General features: G+C 69.0%; 18 protein-coding genes. 8 read left to right on the top strand and 10 right to left on the bottom strand.

All coding sequences use genetic code 11. The features are described 5' to 3' along the window. Positions 1-57: 57 nt before the first annotated feature. Both Pmi06nite_RS08600 and Pmi06nite_RS08595 read left to right on the top strand, forming a co-directional pair. Positions 58-1059: a Gfo/Idh/MocA family protein gene (locus tag Pmi06nite_RS08600; RefSeq protein WP_203952354.1), complete on the top strand. Its 1002-nt coding sequence runs from the start codon at positions 58-60 to the stop codon at positions 1057-1059. A gap of 136 nt (positions 1060-1195) precedes the next feature. Continuing rightward, positions 1196-2068, top strand: a complete 873-nt coding sequence (locus tag Pmi06nite_RS08595; RefSeq protein ID WP_203952353.1) for an LLM class F420-dependent oxidoreductase — start codon at positions 1196-1198, stop codon at positions 2066-2068. A gap of 72 nt (positions 2069-2140) precedes the next feature. Here the strand turns inward: Pmi06nite_RS08595 and Pmi06nite_RS08590 are convergent, their stop codons facing one another. Genes Pmi06nite_RS08590 through Pmi06nite_RS08570 form a run of 5 tightly spaced genes read right to left on the bottom strand, consistent with a single transcriptional unit; the run spans position 2141 to position 7886 of the window. Beyond that, the gene (locus Pmi06nite_RS08590; protein ID WP_239113759.1) at positions 2141-4504 is read right to left on the bottom strand and encodes a beta-xylosidase/alpha-l-arabinosidase; all 2364 of its coding nucleotides are present in this window, start codon (positions 4502-4504) and stop codon (positions 2141-2143) included. Between the two features lie 48 nt (positions 4505-4552). Further along, positions 4553-5548: an aldo/keto reductase gene (locus Pmi06nite_RS08585; RefSeq protein ID WP_203952352.1), complete on the bottom strand. Its 996-nt coding sequence runs from the start codon at positions 5546-5548 to the stop codon at positions 4553-4555. 1 nt (position 5549) lies between these two features. Beyond that, on the bottom strand, positions 5550-6467 hold the full coding sequence (locus Pmi06nite_RS08580) for an SMP-30/gluconolactonase/LRE family protein (RefSeq protein ID WP_203952351.1): 918 nt from the start codon (positions 6465-6467) through the stop codon (positions 5550-5552). Then, positions 6467-7486 (bottom strand): NAD-dependent epimerase/dehydratase family protein, encoded by a 1020-nt coding sequence (locus tag Pmi06nite_RS08575; RefSeq protein WP_203952350.1) that lies wholly within the window; start codon positions 7484-7486, stop codon positions 6467-6469. The genes Pmi06nite_RS08580 and Pmi06nite_RS08575 overlap by 1 nt, the downstream gene beginning before the upstream one ends. Positions 7487-7529: 43 nt before the next feature. After that, a complete protein-coding gene (locus Pmi06nite_RS08570; protein ID WP_239113763.1) occupies positions 7530-7886 on the bottom strand; it encodes a tautomerase family protein in 357 nt (118 codons plus the stop codon). Positions 7887-8410: 524 nt separating this feature from the next. On the opposite strand from Pmi06nite_RS08570, the gene Pmi06nite_RS08565 reads away from it, so the two are divergent. Further along, positions 8411-9280 carry an NAD-dependent epimerase/dehydratase family protein gene (locus Pmi06nite_RS08565; protein ID WP_203952348.1) on the top strand — a complete coding sequence of 290 codons (870 nt, stop codon included), beginning with the start codon at positions 8411-8413 and terminating at the stop codon, positions 9278-9280. Positions 9281-9331: 51 nt separating this feature from the next. Here the strand turns inward: Pmi06nite_RS08565 and Pmi06nite_RS08560 are convergent, their stop codons facing one another. After that, positions 9332-10423: a LacI family DNA-binding transcriptional regulator gene (locus Pmi06nite_RS08560; RefSeq protein ID WP_239113758.1), complete on the bottom strand. Its 1092-nt coding sequence runs from the start codon at positions 10421-10423 to the stop codon at positions 9332-9334. A 613-nt stretch (positions 10424-11036) separates the two neighbouring features. On the opposite strand from Pmi06nite_RS08560, the gene Pmi06nite_RS08555 reads away from it, so the two are divergent. From Pmi06nite_RS08555 to Pmi06nite_RS08540, 4 genes are all read left to right on the top strand, one after another. Beyond that, the gene (locus Pmi06nite_RS08555) at positions 11037-12413 is read left to right on the top strand and encodes an ABC transporter substrate-binding protein (RefSeq protein ID WP_203952347.1); all 1377 of its coding nucleotides are present in this window, start codon (positions 11037-11039) and stop codon (positions 12411-12413) included. A 43-nt stretch (positions 12414-12456) separates the two neighbouring features. Next, positions 12457-13407, top strand: coding sequence for a carbohydrate ABC transporter permease (locus Pmi06nite_RS08550; RefSeq protein WP_203952346.1), 951 nt, complete (start codon positions 12457-12459; stop codon positions 13405-13407). Next, the gene (locus Pmi06nite_RS08545) at positions 13391-14188 is read left to right on the top strand and encodes a carbohydrate ABC transporter permease (protein ID WP_203952345.1); all 798 of its coding nucleotides are present in this window, start codon (positions 13391-13393) and stop codon (positions 14186-14188) included. The genes Pmi06nite_RS08550 and Pmi06nite_RS08545 overlap by 17 nt, the downstream gene beginning before the upstream one ends. 65 nt (positions 14189-14253) lie before the next feature. Then, complete coding sequence (locus Pmi06nite_RS08540; protein WP_203952344.1) at positions 14254-15639, top strand: glycoside hydrolase family 5 protein; 1386 nt, start codon at positions 14254-14256, stop codon at positions 15637-15639. A gap of 144 nt (positions 15640-15783) precedes the next feature. On the opposite strand, the gene Pmi06nite_RS08535 is transcribed toward Pmi06nite_RS08540, so the two are convergent. From Pmi06nite_RS08535 to Pmi06nite_RS08525, 3 genes are all read right to left on the bottom strand, one after another. Next, positions 15784-17028 (bottom strand): FG-GAP-like repeat-containing protein, encoded by a 1245-nt coding sequence (locus Pmi06nite_RS08535; RefSeq protein ID WP_203952343.1) that lies wholly within the window; start codon positions 17026-17028, stop codon positions 15784-15786. Between the two features lie 241 nt (positions 17029-17269). After that, on the bottom strand, positions 17270-17797 hold the full coding sequence (locus tag Pmi06nite_RS08530) for a DUF1697 domain-containing protein (protein WP_203952342.1): 528 nt from the start codon (positions 17795-17797) through the stop codon (positions 17270-17272). A 234-nt stretch (positions 17798-18031) separates the two neighbouring features. Further along, positions 18032-18907 (bottom strand): phytanoyl-CoA dioxygenase family protein, encoded by an 876-nt coding sequence (locus Pmi06nite_RS08525; protein ID WP_203952341.1) that lies wholly within the window; start codon positions 18905-18907, stop codon positions 18032-18034. 226 nt (positions 18908-19133) lie between these two features. On the opposite strand from Pmi06nite_RS08525, the gene Pmi06nite_RS08520 reads away from it, so the two are divergent. Further along, positions 19134-20048: a cyclase family protein gene (locus tag Pmi06nite_RS08520; RefSeq protein ID WP_308442485.1), complete on the top strand. Its 915-nt coding sequence runs from the start codon at positions 19134-19136 to the stop codon at positions 20046-20048. Positions 20049-20120: 72 nt separating this feature from the next. On the opposite strand, the gene Pmi06nite_RS08515 is transcribed toward Pmi06nite_RS08520, so the two are convergent. After that, positions 20121-20855, bottom strand: coding sequence for an NPCBM/NEW2 domain-containing protein (locus tag Pmi06nite_RS08515; RefSeq protein WP_203952340.1), 735 nt, complete (start codon positions 20853-20855; stop codon positions 20121-20123). Positions 20856-21042: the final 187 nt, after the last annotated feature.

The raw sequence follows: 21042 nt of genomic DNA, 5'->3' as shown, positions 1-21042 counted from the left end.
GATCCGCCGGACGACATGCTGGACACGCTGAATTCCCTCTGAAGAGACATGGCTGCAATGACGACACATTCCCAGGGGCCCGCACCGCTCCGCTGGGCGATCATCGGCACCGGCGGGATCGCGAGCGCGTTCGCCGAAGACCTCCGGCTGTCGGACGCCGGCGAGGTGGTGGCGGTCGTTTCCCGTTCCGCCGAGCGGGCCGAGGCGTTCGCCGCGAAGACGGGCGCCGCGCGCTTCTCCGCCGACCAGGCCGAGCTGCTGGCGTCCGACGACATCGACGCCGTCTACGTCGCGGTGCCGCACAGCGGGCACCGGGACGCGGCCGTCGCCGCGATCGAGGCTGGCAAGGCCGTGCTGGTCGAGAAGCCGTTCACGATCAACCGCGCCGAGGCCGAGGAGCTCGTGAAGCTGGCCCGCGCGAAGGGCGTGTTCCTGATGGAGGCCATGTGGACGCGCTTCCTGCCCCACATGGTCCGCATCCGCGAACTGCTCGCCCAGGGGCGGCTCGGCGACCTCCGGCAGGTCAACGCCGCGCTGGGCGTCTGGTTCGAGAAGGACCCGGCGCACCGGATGTTCGACCCGCACCTGGGCGGCGGTGCCCTGCTGGACCTCGGGGTCTACCCGGTGTCGTTCGCGTCCATGGTGCTCGGCGAGCCGACGACCGTGCTCGGGGCGGCCCAGTTCGGCGACACCGGTGTGGACGCGCAGACCACGGTGGTGCTCCAGTACGGGCAGGGTCGGCAGTCGGTGCTCGCCACCTCGATGGAGGCGTGGCTGCCGAACCGGGCCTCGATCTCGGGGACGGACGCCCGCATCGAGGTGGACCACATGTTCTTCACCCCGAAGTCGTTCACCCTGACCACGCGGACCGGGGCGGTGGAGCGGTACGACTTCCCCGTGGAGGGCAGCGGCCTGCGCCTCCAGGCGGAGGAGGTCGCGCGGTGCGTCCGGGACGGTCTGCTGGAAAGCCCCGTGATGCCGCTCGACGAGACCTGCCAGATCATGGGCACGATGGACGAGGTGCGCGCCCAGATCGGCCTGCGGTACCCGAGCGAGTGACCTCGGCGGCCGGTCGATGTCCGGCTTGTCATCGAGTGCGCGTTCTGTGAGAGACTGCGCAGTCGATTTCGGCGGGGGCGGGCCAGGGCCCGGGTGTGGAACCGCGGTCCGGCCGCCCCGCCAGGCAGAGGGGTACATGAAACTCGGTTTGCACTACTGGAACTTCTCGACCCCGACGGAACCCGAGTTGATCGCGCCGACGCTGGCGCAGACGGCCCGAATCGCCGAGGACGCGGGGATGTCGTCGTTCACGCCGATGGACCACTACTTCCAGATGCGGTACCGCGGGGGAAGCGCGAACGAGCCGATGCTGGAGGGATACACGACGCTCGGGTACGTGGCCGCGCTGACCACGCGGATGACGCTCGGCCTGATGGTCACCGGCGTGATGTACCGGCATCCCGGCCTGCTGGCGAAGATCGTCACCACTCTCGACGTGCTGTCGGGTGGTCGCGCGCAGTTCGGCATCGGCGCGTCCTGGTACGAGCGCGAGCAACGCGGGCTGGGCGTGCCCGTGGTTGCGATGGCCGAGCGGTTCGAGCGGTTGGAGGAGACGATCCAGATCTGCCTGCAGATGTGGAGCGACGACGACGGCCCCTACCGGGGACGTCACTACCAGCTCGAGGAGACCCTGTGCGTGCCGGCTCCGCTGGGCCGTCGGCGCCCGGCGATCATGATCGGCGGCGGCGGGGAGAAGAAGACCCTGCGGCTGGTCGCCCGATACGGCGACGCCTGCAACCTGTTCGCCACCGGCCCGGACGAGGTGGCGCACAAGCTGGGCGTGCTCCGGGCGCACTGCGACGCCGAGGGCCGCGACTACGAGGCCATCGAGAAGACCGTGATGTACAGCCGCCCGGTCCTCGAGGAGACCGGCGTGTTCCTCGCCGAGGCGGAGGAGTACGCCAGGCTGGGGGTCAGCGAGATCCAGGTGCTGCCGGACCGGCACCCGGTCGACTTCACCGAACAGGTGGCCGAGCACGTCTCCCCACGCGTCGCCGACATCGGCTGAGGCACGGGTGACCCGCTGACACACGGGTGACCCGCCGGCGCGACCAGGCACCGGCGGGTCACCCGAGGCGTCTCAGCCCTGGCCCGCCGCGGAGGTGACCGTGGCCTCCATGACCCGGTCGAAGCCGACGTGGCGCCGCGGCCCGGTCATCGACACCGAGAGGGTCTCCCGGATGTCGGCGCTCGAGGCCCCGACCCGCAGTTCGACCTGGCCCGGATCGACCTGCCGCCGTCCGGACGCCCCCGTGTAGGAGGTCTGGTCGGCGTGCAGGGAGATCGTGACCTCCCGCGTCTCATCCGGCTCCAGGTCGACCCGGTGGGCGGTCAGCAGCGACTGCACCGGACGGGCGACCTCCGCGACCGGGTCGTGCAGGTAGACCTGGACGACCTCCGACACCGGGCCGGTCGCGCCGTTGTGGAGCGTCACCCGCACGTCGAAGGCGCCGTCGGTCGGCCACGTCGCCGCCGCGTCGGCGGTGACGCCCTTCCACGTGATCGGGGTGTACGACAGTCCGTGCCCGAAGGGGAACAGCGGAGTGGGGTCCACCGAGCTCACCTCGCTGCGCCGGGCCAGCGGAGAGGCCAGGTAGGTGGAGGGCTGGGTGGCGCCGTCGCCGGGGAAGCTCACCGGGAGCCGCCCCGCCGGGTCGGCCCGGCCGGAGAGCACGTCGGCCAGGGCCCGTGCGCCCTCCTCACCGGGGAAGAACCCGCACACGACGGCCGCCAGGCGGTCGGCCTGCCGGGCCAGTTCGTACGGCCGGCCGACCAGAAGCACGAGCACGACCGGCTTGCCGGTGGCCAGCACGGCCTCCAGCAGTTCCTCCTGCCGCCCGGGAAGGCGCAGGCTCGCCACGTCGCAGCCCTCGCCGGAGGTGCCCCGGCCGAACAGGCCCGCCTGGTCGCCGAGCACGGCCACGCAGACGTCGGCGTCGGCCGCCGCCGCGACGGCCGCCGCGATTCCCTCGTCGTCTCCGCCGAGGACCGGGACACCCTGCTCGTAACGCACGTCGTAACCCGCCGGATCGGCGCGCAGCGCCTCGACCAGGGTCGGCACCTCGAGGCCGATGGGGACGTCCGGGTGGTGCACTCCGACGTGCATCGGGAACGAGTAGCACCCCATCATGGCCTGCGCGGTGTCGGCGCGCGGCCCGACCACGGCCAGCCGCAGGCCCGCGGCCAGCGGCAGCGAGCCCCCGTCGTTGTGCAGCAGGACGACGGAGCGGCGGGCCAACTCGGCCGCCAGGGCCCGCTCCTCCGCGCCGTCCAGCACCGCGTCGGCGCCCGTCTCTTCGGGCGCCGCCTCGTCGAGCACGGAGGGCTCGGGCGTCCATTCGGCGTCGAGCAGTCCGAGCCTGCACTTTTGCAGGAGCACGCGCCGCAACGCACGGTCGATGAGGGCGATGTCGACCTCGCCGCGGTCGATCGCCTCGATCAGCGGCGGGCCGAAGGTGTTCACCGTGGGCAGTTCGACGTCGATCCCCGCCGTGAGAGCGAGCCTGGCCGCGTCGCCGGGCGAGTCGGCCACGTTGTGCAGGGTCTGCAGGAAGGCGACGGAGAAGTAGTCGGCCACGACGGTGCCGGTGAAGCCGTAGGTGTCGCGCAGCAGGTCGGTGAGCAGGGTGGGGTCGGCAGCGACCGGCACCCCGTCGATGTCGGCGTAGGAGTTCATCACCGAGTCGGCCCCGGCCCGCAGCGCCATCTCGAACGGCGGCAGCAGGACGTCGGCGATCTCACGGCGGCCCACCGACACCGGGGCGAGGTTCCGTCCCGCCTTGGACGCCGAGTAGCCGACGAAATGCTTCAAGGTGGCGACCACGCCCGCGGACTGCACACCGCGGATGTAGGCGCTGCCGATCGTGCCGACGAGGACGGGATCCTCGCCGATGGTCTCCTCGACGCGGCCCCACCGCAGGTCGCGGGCGACGTCCAGGACCGGCGCGAGCCCCTGGTGGATGCCGAGGCGCCGCATGGTGGCGCCGATCTGCGCGCCCATCCGCTCCACGAGGTCCGGATCGAAGCTGGCCCCCCAGCAGAGCGGCGACGGGTAGACGGTGGCCTTCCACGCGGCCAGGCCGGTCAGGATCTCCTCGTGCACCAGCGCGGGGATGCCCCAGCGTCCCGCCTCCGTGATCGAACGCTGCGCGTTCGCGAGCGTGGTCGCCCCCGTGAGGACGCCGACGGGCGTCGTGCCGAACGGCCGGGTCAGCTGGCCGATGCCGTCCTTCACCAGTTCGTCCCACCCGACGGGCAGCGACGTGAACTCGTGCTGGTGCGGGGCCATCTCGCCGTCTTCGTCCTTGATGCCCACCCAGACGCCGTACAGCTGCGCGACCTTCTCGGCCACGCTCATCCGGGCCATCAGTGCCTCGACCCGGTCCTCGTCGGGGACGGCGGCGTCCTTCCACACCTCTGGCGACGTTTCAGTGCTCAAAGCCACGGTGCTCTCCGTTTGTCGTTGGAATCGCTCGTACGGCCGTCGTCGGCATCAGTCCAGCCACCCGCCGTACGCCGGGGTGCACTGGTCGAGCTCGTCCCACAGTTCTGGGGGAATCGGGGTGGTGGCGAGATCGAGGGTGGTGGCGATCCGCGCGGGCTCGGAGATCCCGACGATGGTCGACGTCACCCGCGGGTCCCGCAGGGAGAACTGCAGCGCGGCGGCCGCCAGGGGGACGCCGTGGGCGGCGCACGCCCGCTGCATCGCCCGGACCGCGTCCCTGACCGACTCGTCGGTGTCCCGGTAGGCGTAGCGGGGCTGCGCGTCCGGGCCCTTGACCAGCATTCCTCCGCCGTACGGCGCGCCGTTGACGAAGGCGACCCCCCGCTCGGCGGCGTCGTCGAGCAGCTGATCGGCCTCGCGGTTCACCAGGGTCCACCGGTTGTGGTTGATCACGGCCTCGAACACGCCGGTCCCGACGAACCGGCGCATCAGCTCCACCGGCCCTCCGGCGATCCCGAGGTGGCCGACGACACCGGCGTCACGCAGCGCCACCAGCGCCTCGACCGGGCCGCCGGGAGCCATGGCCTGCTCGAACGTGACGTGGAACTCCGGGTCGTGCAGGTACATCATCGGCACGCTGTCGACGCCCAGCCGGTCCAGGCTCTCCTCGACCGAGCGGCGTACCCGCTCGCCGGAGAAGTCGCCGGAATCGGGGTCGGCGTCGGCCTTGGTGGCCAGGACGAACCCGTCAGGCATGACACGCCGCCGCAGGACGGCGCCGATGCGCCGCTCCGCGCTGCCGCCGCCGTAGTTGTTGGAGGTGTCGAGGAAGTTGAACGGGCCGTCGAGGACGGCCTCGACCGTGGCCTCCGCCCGCTCCTGGTCGACCGCATAGCCGTACAGCGTGGGCATGCTCGCCAGGGGGCTGGTCCCGATGCAGATGGGTGTCACGGAGAGCCCGGTGCGGCCGAACGCGCGGCGCTCCGCGGGGTCGGGCAGCGGGTACGCGCCGGTGTGCCGGTCGTTCGTCAGGTCATCGGCCATGTCAGATCACGAATTCGGTCGTGCGGCGGCCGCGGCAGCCGGGCTCGGCCCGGAAGATCATGCCTGCCAGGGGCTGACGCCGCAGGTCGTCGGGGGAGAGGTCCTCGGTGGAGGTGCTGATGATGAGCTGGTCCAGGTCCTTACCGGCGAAGCAGCACGACGTCACCTGCGAGACCGGAAGGGTGACCGTGCGCTCGATCCGGCCGTCGGGGCCGAATCGGCAGACGCGCGATCCGCCCCAGAAGGCCGCCCACACGGCGCCTTCGGCGTCCACCGTCAGCCCGTCGGGCATCCCGGGGACGGAGGAGGTGTCGGCGAACACGCGCCGGTTCGACAGCGCGCCCGTCGTCACGTCGTAGTCGAACACGTCGATGCGACGCAGCGGGCTGTCCACGAAGTAGCACAGGGTCGCGTCGGGCGACCAGTCCACGCCGTTGCTGATCGTGACGTCGGTGAGCACCGTGTGCAGGGAGCGGTCGGCGTCGAGGCGGTAGAGGCTCGCCGCGCCCGGCTCCAGGTCGTAGGCCATGCTTCCGGCGAAGTACCGCCCCGCGGGATCGACGCCGGCGTCGTTCATGCGGATGCGCGGCCGTCCTGCCAGCGGGGCGGCCAGCCGTACGGCCAGACCGTCCCGCGAGGCCAGCGCGATGCCCTCGCCGTCCGCGACGACGACGGTCGCCGGGTCGGTCGTGGGGTGCACGGCGGTGACCGGCGCCGGCAGGTCGAACCACCTGACGTCGGCCGTGTCGAGATCCGTGTCGACGTCCGCGTCGAACACCCGCCCGCGGGGGATGTCGACGAAGCGCACCCGACCGAGGGCGTCGTCCCACACGACGCCCTCACAGTGGACACCTGAGACGTCCAGCCAGGGCCGCGCCTCCAGGTCTCCGCCCGCCGACCCGATAGGGGACTCCGCCATCACGGCGCCAGCGGCGCCAGAGCCGCCGCCGCCAGACGGTGGCCTTCGACGAGCCGCGCGAGCACCGCGTCGGTCTCGGCGTCGGGGCGGGTCTCCTCGAGGTGGGCGGACCGCCAGCTGAGCAGCCGCCGTACGCCTTCCGACCAGGTGACCTTCGGCTGGAACGACGGGACGAACCGCTTGATCTTGGTGTTGTCGAACACGGCGCTGTGCTGCAGGTCGCCGACGATCAGATCCGACCAGAACCAGTCCGGGGCCACGACCGGCAGGAGCTCCGACGGCAGGTGGAGGAGACGGGCCGGCGTCCCGGCCGTGCGGCCGATGATGTCGTAGATCTCGTTCCAGCTCAGCGCCTCGTTGGAGGTGATGTGGAAGTCCTCGCCGACGGCCTGCCAGTTGCCGATCAGGCCGACGAGGCCGACGGCGAGATCACTCGCGTGCGTCAGGGTCCACAGGCTGGTGCCGTCACCGGGGACGACCAGTTCGTCGCCGCGCACGATCCGGTCCCACGCCGTCCAGTCGCCGGGAAGCGGGGGATGGGCGTCGTCGTAGGTGTGCGACGGCCGCACGATCGTGACGGGGAACTCCCGCTCCTCGTACGCGTGCCGCAGGACGTCCTCGGCGGCGATCTTCTCCCGGGCGTACGCCAGGTAGGGGTTGCGCCGGGTGGTCGACTCCACGAACGGCACCTGCCGTACCGGCTTGTGGTAGATCGAGGCGCTGCTGATGTGGATGTACTGGTTCGTCCGGCCCTCCAGCAGTTCCACGGCCGCCGAGGCGTCCTTGGAACCGAAGCTGAGGAAGTTGACCACGGAGTCGAACGTCGTGCCGTCGAGGGCCCGGCGCATCGACTCCGGGTCCTGGACGTCGCCTTCGATCGTCGTGACCCCGGCAGGGAGTGGCCGGCGACCGGCGGTGCGGCCGCGGTTCAGGACGTGGACGTCCTGTCCCTGACGCACCGACTCCGCGACACACGACGAGCTGATCGTGCCGGTGCCGCCGATGTAGAGAACCTTCACTGCAGGACTCCGGATCTTGGATTCAGGGATGGGCAGGATGCGATCAGCTGCGGGACTTGCCGGCGTACCAGTCTTCGAAGCCGTTCTCCACGATGCTGATGAGCAGGTCGTCCGAGCGGATGCCGATGTCTCCCAGTCGCTTGGCGATCTGGTCGAACATCGCGTACTTGGTGGTCACGTCGTACATGTGCACCATCAGGATCTGGATGCTGATCAACTGTCGCCGGTCGACGCCGTTGTAGCCCGGATCGAAGACGATCTCTTCCGGCGCGTGGGTGCGGAAGATCTGGAACTTGTCGGTCGGGTCCATGCCGAGGCCGTCGACCAGGGCCTGGTGGATGCCGTCACTGATCTGCTCGCCCAGCCGTTCGGCGAGGGAACGGTCGAGGTCGATCTGCACAAGAGGCAAGAGGGGTTCCTTTCAGCGCCGGGCGGTCGACCGGATGTCCGGGCGCCACGGCGGGACGTGCACGAAAGCAGGAAGCCGAAAACTTTCGGAAAAACTATGAAACTTAAGGTCCGCAGTGACAACGTAGAACGATCGGTTGACGAACGTCAAGGGTGAAGCAGCCTGCGAAAGCTGACACAGCGACATCTTCGCCCGTCAGGGCACCTGATCTATGATCATTTCCGGTCGGGTGAGACCGATCGGGAGCCGACCCGGCAGAGGTCGCCGGGCGCCCGGGCGACGGACTTGAGCCAACGATACTCCGCGATTGTTTTTCCTGGTAGAGCGGATGATTCCGGTATCCGGCCCCGAGCGCCGGGCAGGCGGACGGCAGCCCCTCAGGGGTGGGACGTCGCCGTCCGCCGCTGGGAGCGGGCCACCGTGTCGGCCGCTTAACAACTTTCTATAAACTTTCGCATCGCCTGGCCGGCGCGGTCTCCTCCCGCCGGAACGACACGTGAGAGTGAGGCCGACCTGTGAACATCACGGTGACGGGCGCGAGCGGCAAGACGGGGCGCGCCGTGGTCCAGGACCTGCTCGCCCACGGACACGAGGTGCGCGCGGTCGACGTGGCGGGCACGCCCGGCGACCGAGGCGAGCTGGCGGACCTGGGCGCGCCGTTGCTGCGCGCCGACCTGACGGACTTCGGCGACACGGTGGACGCGCTGACCGGGGTCGACGCCGTCGTCCACCTCGCGGCGATCCCCGCACCCGGTTTCGTCACCGACGCGCGGACGTTCACCGCGAACACCGCGATGAACAGCAACGTCTTCCTCGCCGCGGCCAAACTCGGGGTGGGCCGGGTGGTGTGGACGTCGAGCGAGACCACGCTGGGATTCCCGTTCGGCGCGGCCGCTCCGCCGCGGTACCTGCCCGTGGACGAGGATCACTACCCCCATCCCACTTCGGCCTACGCGCTGTCGAAGGTCGTCGGGGAGACACTGGCCGAGCACATCGCCGCGTGGTCGGGCATCCCGATCATCGGGCTGCGGCTGTCGAACGTCCACGACGCCGCCGACTACCCGAAGATCCCGTCCTACTGGGCCGACCCGCTGACCAGGGTCTTCAACCTGTGGGGGTACGTCGACGTGCGCGACGTCGCCCAGGCGTGCCGGCGGGCGCTGCTCGCCGAGGTCACCGGCGCCCCGTCCTACGTCATCGCCGCCGGGGACACGCTGATGGACCGGCCCTCCGCCGAACTGGCCGCGGAGGTCTTCCCCGAGGTGCGGGCCCGCCGCCCACTGGACGGCCACGAGAGCCTGCTGAGCAGCGAGAAGGCCCGTGACGAGCTGGGATACGTCCCGCTGTACTCCTGGCGTGACGTTCTCGGAACGCCGCTCACGTGACCGTCGGTCATGTGACCGCCGCGGCGCGGGGCCGCGGTGTTCGGCGGGCCGTCAGACCCGGCGGCGGGCGGCGCGCCCCTTCCACGGCGCGGTGCTGTTCCTCTCCACCAGGCTGGTGGACAGCTCGAGGTGCAGCGGCTGCTCGCCGGGGGTGTGCGTGGTCTCCAGCACGTTGCGGATGGCCAGCACGGCCATCTGGGCGAGGGGCTGCCGGATGGTGGTGAGCCGGGGGAACATCCATTCGCAGACCTCGGTGTCGTCGAACCCGACGACGCTGAGATCCTCGGGGATGCGCAGCCCCCTGGAGTGGGCCGCGTCGTACACGCCGGCCGCCTGCTGGTCGGAGCCGGCGAAGATGGCGGTGGGCGGTTCCGGCAGGTCGAGCAGCTCGAGCGCGGCCCGCCTGCCTCCCTCGGCGTAGAAGTCGCCCTGCCGCACCAGGCTCTCGTCGAGCGGCAGCCCCGCTCGCCCGAGCGCGGCGCGGTAGCCGTCGAGGCGTTCCAGGCTGCACCGGACGTCCTCCGGTCCGGTGATCACTCCGATACGGCGATGGCCGAGATCGGCCAGATGCTCGGTGGCGGCGAACCCGCCGGCCCAGTTGGTGGCGCCGATGGTCGGAACGTCGCGGTCGTATCCGCCGACCTGGTCGATGACGACGAAGGGGGTGTCGATCGGGCGCAGCGTCTCCGCGGCCACCTGCCGGGTGTTCGTGACCACCAGGACCACGCCGTCGGTGGGCCGGGAGGCGATCGTCTTGAGCCATTCGCGGGGCTGGGCCTGCCGGTCGTGTGTCACGGTCAGCACCAGGCTGGCGCCCAGCCGGTAGGCCTCCTGCTCGGCGCCGCGCAGCAGCTCACAGGCCCAGGCCGTGTCCAGCTCGGTGATGACGAAGTCGACCAGGCCGACCTTTCCCGTCTCGGATCTGGCCCTGCGCTGGTAGCCCGTCGAGATCAGCGCGTCCTGGACCCGGCGGCGGGTCTCGGGGCCGACGGCTTCCCGGCCGTTGAGCACCTTGCTCACCGTCGGCGCGGACACGCCCGCCTCACGCGCGACCATCGCGATGGTCACCCGGTCGGCGTCGGCGCCACGGGGAGTTCCCGCTGCTGCCCGCTTATGTGTCCTCGTCCCCTGCTCGGTCGCCACGACACCTCTTCACGCGCTGAGCCTGTGCTGTCGAAAGTTTCTCTAACGGTAGCACCGCCTGGTGGGGGGCCTGTAGAACGTTCGACAGGTAAGCTGCACACGGCATGAATACCGGAATGTCCGAATTGGGGCCGTAACGAGGTCCGTCGGCACGCTCCGGCACCGGCCCGCACGGTGTTCCGGGGCGCCTGCGGTGTGGCTTCATCCGGTGATTACCTGCGGATACCGCACCGATGATCTCGACATGACCGTTCCGGGCGTCCGCGGGGACGCCGCCGGCGATAGGCCGCAGGGCCCGCCCCACGTAACTGAACGGAAACAAATTCGGCCGAAGTTATTGACACTGTCGCCGGGCCGGTGTTTTTCTCTCACCAGAAGACTTTCCGAAACTTTCGGTATCCGTGAGCAGTGCAGCTTTCGTCGGCCGGTGATCCCGGCCGAGGGGAGGACGCACGCCCTGTCCCGCGACCCCGTGCCGACATCGTCGCCGCGTGTGAGCGGGACCCCCGTGCTCATACGTGAGCACAGGCCGTCATGGCCGTCCCCATGTAGTGGAGGACGGCGCGACGTCGACACGACCAGTGCGTGCGAGTCACGTGCAAGGAGAGATCACATGCTGGGATCCTCGCGAATCTGGAAGCGCCGCCTCCCCGGAGCCGCAGCCGTGTTCACGGCCGCGGTGCTGGCGCTCGCCGGATGCGCCGGCGGAGCTTCGACCGAGACCACGGACAAGGGTTCGGCCGACTCGGGCAACATCACCTGGTGGGGGTGGACGCCCGACTCAGCCCCCGCCGAGGCCTACATCAAGGCGTTCAACAAGGTCTACCCGAATATCAAGGTCACCTATAAGAAGCTGACCATCGACGGCTACGACGCCGCGATCCGCCCGGCCCTGGCCTCGTCGGTCGGCCCGGACGTCTTCGACGTCGCGCCTGGCGCCGCCAACGGCTCCGTCGAGATCTACGGTGTGAACGCCGTCGACCTCGCCCCGGCCGTCCAGAAGCTCCTCGGCACGGACTGGAAGTCGAAGCTGGCCCCGATCGGAGTGTCCAGCCTGACCAACGACGGCAAGCTCGCCGCCCTGTCGGTCGGCTCGAACTTCGCCGGTTCGGTCTGGGTCAACCAGGACCTGTTCGACAAGTACGGGCTGAAGCCGCCCACGAACAACGACGAGTGGAAGCAGGTCTGCGCGGCCTTCAAGACCCACGGGATCAAGTGCTTCGTCCAGGGCGCGGCCCAGACCGCGTTCAACGAGGACACGCTGCAGGCGATCAGCAACAACGTCAAGCCGGGCGTGTGGGCGCAGGCGCTGGACAAGAAGGTCCCGTGGACCGACCCGACGATCGTCAAGGCGCTGACCCTCTGGAAGGGCCTGTTCACCGACGGGATCATGCAGGAGGGCGCACTGGGCACCCAGCAGTACCCGGACGCCAACAACGAGTTCATGTCCGGCAAGGCCGCGATGGTCATGATGGGCACGTGGTACATGCAGTACTCCACCGTCGACGGCAGCACCGCCGCGATCTCCGGCGCGGGCGTCGGCGACCCCAAGCCGTTCACCCAGCTCCCGATCGCGTTCCCCGACCTGGCGGGCACCGGTAACGTCGGGTCACTCTACGGCGACGCGGACTTCGGCCTGGCCGTGAACAAGAAGTCCAAGTCCATCGCCGCCGCCACCACCTTCGCGACCTGGCTCGGGACCTCGGAGGCGGGACAGCAGGCCGTCGCCGACATCCTGAACGACATCCCCGCCCTGGTCAGCGTTCAGCCGGACTGGAACTCGATCAAGCTGGTCAACCCGGAGGCGCAGCGCCCGGCGCTGGAGAAGCTGATCAGCGACGCGGGCAAGTCCGCCGAGCCGCGCCTGTCGACGGTGAGCGCCGACCTCCAGACCGCCATCGGTGTGGCTTCGACCACGGTGGCGGCGGGACAGGCCACCCCCGAGCAGGCCGCCGCGACTCTGCAGAGCACCGCCGAGAAGATCAAGTAGAGCCGCAGACGGCCCGTCTCATCCCATACGCGCAGGGAGACTCATGACTTCCATCACCTCGCAGAAGACCGGGGCGCGCCGTCCATCGCCCGCCCCTCTTCCGGATCGTTCCCGGAAGAGGGGCGGGAGGCCCTCGGGCCTGCCGTGGATCATGCCGGCGTTCGTCTTCGTGGTCGGTCTGCTCTATTACTGCATCATCGAGACCGGCTACCTCTCGACACTCGACTGGGACGGCACGAGCCCCACCCCCACGTCGGTCGGGTTCGGCAACTACAGCCAGATCCTCCAGGACCCCATCTTCTGGAAGGCCATCTGGCACACGGTGGTCTTCTTCATCGTGACCTTCACCGTGCAGACCGCCATCGGGTTCGTGTTCGCGGCGCTGCTGCACTCGAAGATCAAGCTGGGCGCCGTCTACAAGGTCCTCGTGTTCACGCCGGTGGTCCTCGCGCCGGCGACGATGGCGCCGGTGTTCCGGCAGATGTTCGCCGCGGACGGCCAGCTGAACTGGGCCCTGGACCACATCGGTCTCGGTTTTCTGTCCCAGCCCTGGCTGGCACAGTCGAGCACCGCGATGCCGGTGATCATGTTCATCACCGTCTGGCAGTTCACCGGTCTCACGTTCGTGCTCTACTTCGCCGCGATGGGGCAGATCGATCCCGAGACGCTCGAGGCCGCGCGCACCGACGGGGCGAGCAACCTCCGCGTCCTGATGAGCATCGTCTGGCCCGGTGTGCGGGGGACGACGGTCGCCCTGGCGATGCTCGGTGTGATCGGGGCGCTGAAGACCTTCGACGTTCCGTACCTGGTGACCATCGGCGGGCCGAACTACAGCACGGAGTTCCTCGGGACCTACATCTACCGGATCAGCATCCCGTCGGCCCACGTCGGCTATGGGGCGGCCCTGTCGATCTTGTTGCTCATCCTGGCGTTGCTCGGCGCGATCACCGTCGCGGCCCGCGCCAACCGTAAGGACGGTGAATCCAGTGTTTGAAGCGCGCCGTCTGTCCACCAAGCTGCTGCTTCAGCTCCTCGTCACCCTGATGATCATCCCCTACCTGTTCCCCCTGGTGGTCATGGTCCAGGGGTCGCTGGCGGGTAAGGGGATCGGCAACTACCAGGCCGTGTTCGCCGTCGGCACCGTGGGGACGTTCTTCAGGAACAGCGTCATCGTCTCGGCCTCGACGATTCTGATCGTCTACGTCCTCACGATGTTCGCGGCCTTCGGGTTCTCCAAGCTGCACATCCGCGGCAAGGAGGTCTACTTCTGGATGATCCTGGCCGCCCTCACCCTGCCCGAGGTCGTGCTGCTCACCCCGCTGTTCGCGACGACCCTCAGCATCGGCGTGTACGACACGTACTGGGCGGTGGTGTTGCCGCTGGCCGCGCTCCAGATCCCCTTCGCGGTCCTGCTGGCCAGGAAGTTCATCGACGGCGTCCCCGACTCGCTCTTCGACGCGGCGCGGGTCGACGGCGCCAACATCTTCACCGCGTTCCGCTACATCGTCGTTCCGATGACCCGTCCGATCGCCGCGGCGATCGTCGTCCTCACATTGATCGGATCCTGGAACGACTACCTGCTGCCGTTGGTGCTCATCCAGGACCCGGCCAAGCAGACGATCACATTGCTGCCGCAGTTCTTCGTCAGCCAGTTCAGCAACGACCAGACCAAGGTCCTGGCCAGTGCGGTCATCACCGCGATCCCGGAGATCGTGGCCTACCTGTGCCTGCAGCGCCTCTTCGAGCGCGGTCTGGCGGCCGGCGCGCTGAAGTAGGCGTCGCGCACCCCCCGATACCACCGTGTGATTCACCGCGTTTTCAGATTTGAGGAACAGAACACATGACGTCGGACAGCACGGCCTTCCTCCGTACGGCAGGCCGGGAAATCGTCGACCAGACGGGCACCCCCGTACGCCTGCGGGGAGTCGCCGTCGGCGGCTGGCTGAACATGGAGAACTTCATCACCGGCTACTCCGCCAACGAATCACTGATGCGCAGCACGGTCCGCGAGGTCCTCGGGGACGAGAAGTACGACCTGTTCTTCGAGCGGCTGCTGACCGCGTTCTTCGGCGAGGACGACGCGAAGCTGCTGGCCGACCTGGGCATGAACTGTGTCCGGCTCCCGGTCAACTACCGGCACTTCGAGGACGACGCCAGGCCGTTCGAGTTCAAGGAGGACGGCTTCCGCCACCTCGACCGGGCCATCGAGGCCTGCGCGCGGCAGGGGATCTACTCGGTCATCGACCTGCACGCGCTGCCGGGCTCGCAGAACCACCACTGGCACTCGGACAACCCCACCCACCGGCCCGCCTTCTTCGACCACCCCCACTTCCAGGACCGAGTGGTGACCATCTGGGAGCGCATCGCCGAGCACTACAAGGACAACCCGTGGGTGGCGGGCTACAACCCGATCAACGAGCCCGCGGACGAGTCGCGCAAGGTGGTCGGGCCGTTCTACACCCGCCTGGTCGAGGCCATCCGCGCGATCGACGACCGCCACATCCTGTTCCTCGACGGCAACACCTACTCGACCGAGTTCGACGTCTTCGACGCCGAATGGGACAACACCGTCTACGTCTGTCACGACTACGCCGCCCCCGGCATGGGCAACGGCGGCGACTACCCCGGCATCACCGACGGCAAGTACTACGACAAGGCGGCGCTTGAGGCCAAGTACCTCCAGCGCACCGAGTACAGCCGCCGCACCGGGACCCCGATCTGGGTGGGGGAGTTCGCTCCGATCTACACCGGGGACGAGCGCAAGGACGCCATGCGCCGGCAGGTCCTCGAGGACCAACTCGAGATCTACCGCCGCGACGGGGCCGGCTGGTCGAGCTGGATGTACAAGGACCTCGGACGGCAGGGCGTGGCCATGGTCCGCCCCGACTCTCCGTACATGAAGCGCTTCGGTGACTTCGTGGCGAAGAAGAACCGGCTCGGCGCCGACAACTGGGGCAGCGACGGGAACGGAATCATCGAGGTGACCAAGCCGTTCCAGGACATGATCGCGCGTGAGTTCCCCGACTTCGATCCGTACCCGTGGGGGCGGTTCGACTGGGTCAGGACGCTCATCCTGAACCTCACGGTCGCCCAGCCTCTGGCCTACGAGTACGCCGAGCTGTTCCGCGGGCTGGACGACGACGAGCTGATCGCCCTGGCCGACTCGTTCGCGCTGCGCAACTGCGACGTCCGGACGACCCTCGCCGAGCAACTGCGCGCCGGCTGAGGCCGTCCGTGCGGTCACCCGAAGGGTGTGATCGCGCATCGTGAGTGAACGGGGTGGCTCCGGGAATTCATGGAGCCACCCCGTTCATGCGGCGGGGCCGCTCCCCGGACCCATGGTCCGCGCGCGCCCGTTCACGCCCTCGGATCAGAAGAAGACCTCCCTGGAGTCCATGTTGTAAATCACGTCGTAGTAGACAGGGTCGCGCCTGACGCCCTTGCCGGTCCCCGAGAAGAGGAGCAGCTCGCCGTGGCCGGCCTCGAGCGGGTCCACGGCGTAGATGTCGTTCTTCCCGTCGCCGTTGACGTCGCCGGGAGCGAAGAGCTTCCAGGTCCGCGAGACGCCGGTGACGAGCCGGACGCGCTTGCCGAAGCCGCCCTTGCCGGTGCCGGGGTAGAGCCACAGGGCTCCGGCGTTGTCGCGGCCGACGATGTCGTCCTTGCCGTCGCCGCTGAGGTCTCCCGGCCCGAGAAGGGCCGTCATGGTGTTCCAGCCGCTGGCGACCTTGGTGCGCGCGCCGAAGCCGCCCTTGCCGGTGCCGGGGTAGAGCCACAGGGCCCCGGCCTTGTCGCGGGCCATCAGGTCGTTCTTCCTGTCGCCGGTGATGTCGCCGACGGCGGCGATGGCGGTCTTGTTGTTCCAGCCGTAGGCGAGCAGCTTGCGTGCGCCGAGGGCGTACTTTCCGTTGCCGGGGTAGAGCCACAGGACGCCGGCCTTGTCGCGGGCGATGATGTCCTCGCGGCCGTCGCCGGTGTAGTCCCCGTGCCTGACGAGCACGGTCATGCCGCTCAGGCGGGTTCCGAGGTTGGGCGGCTTGCTGAAGTCGCCCGGGAGCACCCACAGCCGGCCCTGCGCGGAGCGCATCAGTACCTGGCTCTGGCCGTTGCCGAGGAAGGAGCCGAACGGCTTCGGCGTGCCCGGCGGGCTGTCCTGCACCCGGCTCCAGTCGATGTACTGCTTGCGCCATTCGCATTCGTGCCGGGTGGGTGCCAGGGTCACCGACCCGACGTGATGGCGGTACATCCTCAACATCGAAGACGACGTGGTGTCGCCGTTCACCTCCGCCGGGTTGTCGGTGATGGGGACGGGGCCGTTGAACGTCGGCTTCAGCGTGTAGTTCTTCTCGGGCCACAGGCACGCGAAGTTGTTGGTCCGGTTGATCCAGGACAGAGCGTTGCGGCCCGGAGCACCTAAGTCGGACTGCGAGGTCCGGTACTTGTAGATGCCCCCCTTGCCCTCGATGCCGGTGAACAGGCAGAAGTACCCGCGCGGGCACCTCAGGTAGTCCTCCTCCGCCGCCGTGGCCGAACCGCTCATGGTCGCGCCGGCGGCGACCACCAGCACCAAACCGGTGGCGGAGGCGCGCAGCAGCCGTCCGCGTCTCGACGACACCGACCGGATCGAACGCGACATCAACGAGCGCGACGTCGACGGACGCGACATCAACGGCCGCGACTCAGACGGTTGCGACAAGGGGGGTTCCTCTCCATCATGCCCGACCTGTACGGCAGGGCATGATCCACCCGCCCGCGGCCGCCGGTTGATCAAGGTACACCGGAAGGTCGGTCACTTAGATCGGTCTGCGGACATGCGATATCAAGGTGTGATTTATCAGGAGAAATGGAGCGCGCGCTCAGTCCTCTGCCAGGGTGAGGAGCTTGGTGACGGTGTTCCAGTTGCGCATCGTGGCGATCATCGACGACCGCTTCTCCAGCAGGGGCGGCAACTTCGGGCGCCGGAGGCCGTCGGGGAAGTACATGTAGAGCTCGCGTCGGCCGACGCGCATCTCCTCCGGGGCGTAGCTCGCCGGGTCGATGCCCTCCAGCATCTCCCTGTCGGGTGGCTCGGCCAGGAACACCACCGCGAACTTGGCCGGCTCCCGCACGTCCAGGGGATTGTCCGCGACCACCGCGCGCAGTTCCTCGGCGGTCCGGACGATGACGGGCACCTCCATGCCCAGTTCGCCGGCGATCCGCCGCTCGATGGAGGCGGCGACCTGCTCAGGCGGCTCCTCGTCACCGGTGAACAGGGCGTTCCCACTCTGCAGGTGGGTGCGCACCTCCGTGTATCCGAGCCCCTCGAGCAGCGCGCGGAGGTCGGCCATGGCCACCCGGCTACGTGGATTGACGTTGATTCCGCGCAACAGTGCCACGTATCGCATGGCATCGCCTCTTTCGTCGGGGGAGCACCGGTGACGCTACCGCCCATTCCTGCCGTCCGATGTCATGTTTGAGCGGACGGTCGCCCGCGCGGTCGAGAGCCTCGACATCGTCGTGTGAAAGGCGCTCCCGCACGAAAACACGAAAACACGGAAACACGAGAGCAGGCCCGCTGGGGACGGGCCTGCTCTCTCCTGACGAGGGGGACCTCCGGGGCAGGGAACCGCGGAGGCTCGTCAGGGGATGAGGGGCGGGTAGGCGGGGTCGAGCAGACCCTGTTCCGCGAGTGCGCCGTAAAGCGGTGTCGTCTCCGGGAAATGGCCCCAGTTGTGGTCGCCGGAACCGTCGCCGGCGTGGCCGAGAAGCTGCCGCTGAATCGGGTTGAGCGTGTCGAACCAGTTCTGGCGGGGCAGGTCGGCCACCTCGTCACGGATGGTGATCCAGCGGTAGGTGTAGCCGAAGAAGGCGACCATCCGGGTGAAGTCCGAATAGTTGTCCGACCGCGCGTGCCACAGCCTGCGGTCGAACAACAGCACGTCTCCGGGATTGACGGTGACCTCCACCGCTCCTGCCGGCCGAGGATGCGACAGGTCGCGCCTGGGCGGACCGGGAAGCCAGTCGGTCTTGTGGCTGCCGGGCAGAACGGTCAGGTTGCCCCGTCCGGGGCGGGAGACGTCCGAGAGCCAGAAGGCCAGCTTCACCGACAGTCTCGGCCGGGGATTCACCTCGATCTCCCGGTTCTGCCTGCCGCCGTCCTGGTGCCACTCCCAGCGGAACGGCCTCGGCTTGCGCAACATCGGATGCACATCGAAATGCGAGTGGTAGACGTGCACGTTCCAGCCGAGGAGGGACCACACGTAGGGGAAGACGGCCGGGTGATCCAGAAGCCCGGTCAGCTCGCTGCAATGGGTGGCGGCGCTCAGTTGGTGCAGGGCGACGCCCGCGGCGCCTTCGGGTGAGTGCATGTAGGCGCGCTGGATCGCGCCCTGATAGTGATCGACTTCTTCAGAGCTGAGCGCACCGGGGATGACCAGGTAGCCGTCCTGTTCGAACTGCTCCCGCTCGGCGGCGGTCATGGGCGTCCAGGTGTCGATCACGGAAAACTGAGTCATGGTCACGTTCTTTCGGTGGTCCCCTCGATGATCACTGGGACCCGCGGGCTTCGACCGGCCTGCGGGCCGGCCGAAGCCGTGCACGGGTCATCCTGTTATTGGCCGAAGTCCTATTTTGCGTTCACAGCAGGAAGTGGACCGAACCGCCCAAACGTTACAAACGACTTGGTTGAGGGCGCCGTCGGCCAGGCGACACGTTCGTGCTCTCGTGGTAGGTCTGACCCTCATGACCGAACATCGCGCCTCCTTCGACGCCGCCATCACCTTCGGCAACGGCGGCGATCTGACCGTGCACGGCTTCCGGGTGGACGTCCCGGGCCCGGACGTCGGCCACGGCGAGATCGCCGCCCTCTTCGTCGCCTCACTCGGTCTGCTGATGACCGACAAGGTCGAGCTCGCCAACGTCGAGATCTTCGCCGAACAGCACAAGGGCACCCGGGGAGGGCCGTCGGATCGGCAGGCCGGGCCGGCGAGGGCGGGCGGCCGGTTCGTCGAGCTCGGCCATGTCATCCGCGCCGGCATGGTGACCTATCCCGGGCTTCCCGCTCCGGAGATCGACGCCCATCTGACCAGGGAGTCCTCGCGTGAGCTGTACGCTCCCGGCACCGAGTTCGCCATCGACAGGCTCACTCTGGTCGGCAACACCGGGACCTATCTCGACGCGCCGTACCACCGCTATGGCGGCGGGGCGGATCTCGCATCGATTCCGCTGGAGGCGACCGTGGACCTCCCGGCGGTCGTCGTCAGGGTGACGGACGACCACCGGGACGGCATCGGCGTCGGCGCGCTGGCCGGACTGGACGTCCACGGGAAGGCCGTGCTCCTGCACACCGGCGGCGACGCCCGGTTCGGCACACCGGGCTACGCGGAGGACCCGCACTTCCTCACCCGGGACGGGGCCGCCCACCTCGTCGACCGGGGCGCCGCGCTGGTCGGCATCGACGCGATCAACATCGACGACGTCGCCGACCTCGAACGGCCCGCCCACACGCTGCTGCTCGCCGCCGGCATTCCCGTCGTCGAGCACCTGACCGGTCTCGGGCACCTCCCGCCCACGGGCGCCCGGTTCACCGCCGTGCCGCTGCGCATCGAGAAGTTCGGCACGATCCCCGTCCGTGCCTTCGCGCGCCTGCCCGAGTGAGCGTGCCCGAGTGGGCCCGTCCGAGTGGGCCCGCCCGAGCCCGCCCGTGTGCCGAGCCGGGCCGGCGTCTCGTCAGGCGAAGGCCGGGGACGCCCACGCGACGCGGACGAAGTGGCTCGAGTCGAGTTCCTCGGTGCTGCGGACCAGCGTCACCTGAAGGCGAACGCGGCTTCCCCCGGCGACCGGCACCTTGATCGGTTCTGGGTTCTGGTACGTCGCGGTGGCGGAGGTCAGCTTCGTGCCGTCCACGGAGAGGACGTCGAACCGGACCACGGCCGTCGTGTTCGGCGACTTCCGGTCGATGCCGGCCTGGGCCGAGAACTCGTGCGCCCCAGCGGGCACGAGATAGTCGACGTATCCGGTCGTTGCGCCCGTCCAGGCGATTCTGCAGGTGAGCGCCGGCAGTTGGGTGCCGCTGCTGTCGAGCGAGACCGACTGGTCGAACCACGGGTTCCGGCCGCGGTTCGGCACGGAGCAGTCCTGGTGAGCCACGGCGTCCGTGTAGGCGAGAGCGGATCCCTCGCCGGTGTCGATCGCAGGGGTCGCGCCGGCGGAGGACGGGGTGACCGTCACGGTGGCCGTCGGCGTCGCGGTGACCGTCACGGTCGCCGTGTGCGTGACCGCGGCGTTGGGGACGATGGCCTGCGAGACCTCGCTCGGTGCGAACCGGACACCGATGACCGCCACCACGATGGTGCCTATCACCGAGATCAGGGCGGTGATGATCGCGCTGCGTGCGCTGATCCGGGCGACCTGAACCTCGGGCCCCTGGCCGATGAGCTTGTCAGTTGGGGCTTTTCCTGCCATTGCGGGCGTCCGTTCTCGTTCGTGGTGTCGCACCTTTGATGCGATGTGTCGCGGATACCGAGAACGGGGAATTCGTGTCGCGCCGCATGGCTCGCGTCGTCCACGGCTATTCGGCCGCCCCATCGGTCAGCGCGAATGTAAGGGAGTGAAAGACGGCCCTGCCGGTGAATCGTTCCATCGTTATTGC

The organism is Planotetraspora mira, assembly GCF_016863275.1.
Taxonomy (GTDB): domain Bacteria; phylum Actinomycetota; class Actinomycetes; order Streptosporangiales; family Streptosporangiaceae; genus Planotetraspora; species Planotetraspora mira.
The sequence above is the reverse complement of the archived record's forward strand: the minus strand, read 5'-3'. Positions and strand labels throughout refer to the sequence as shown.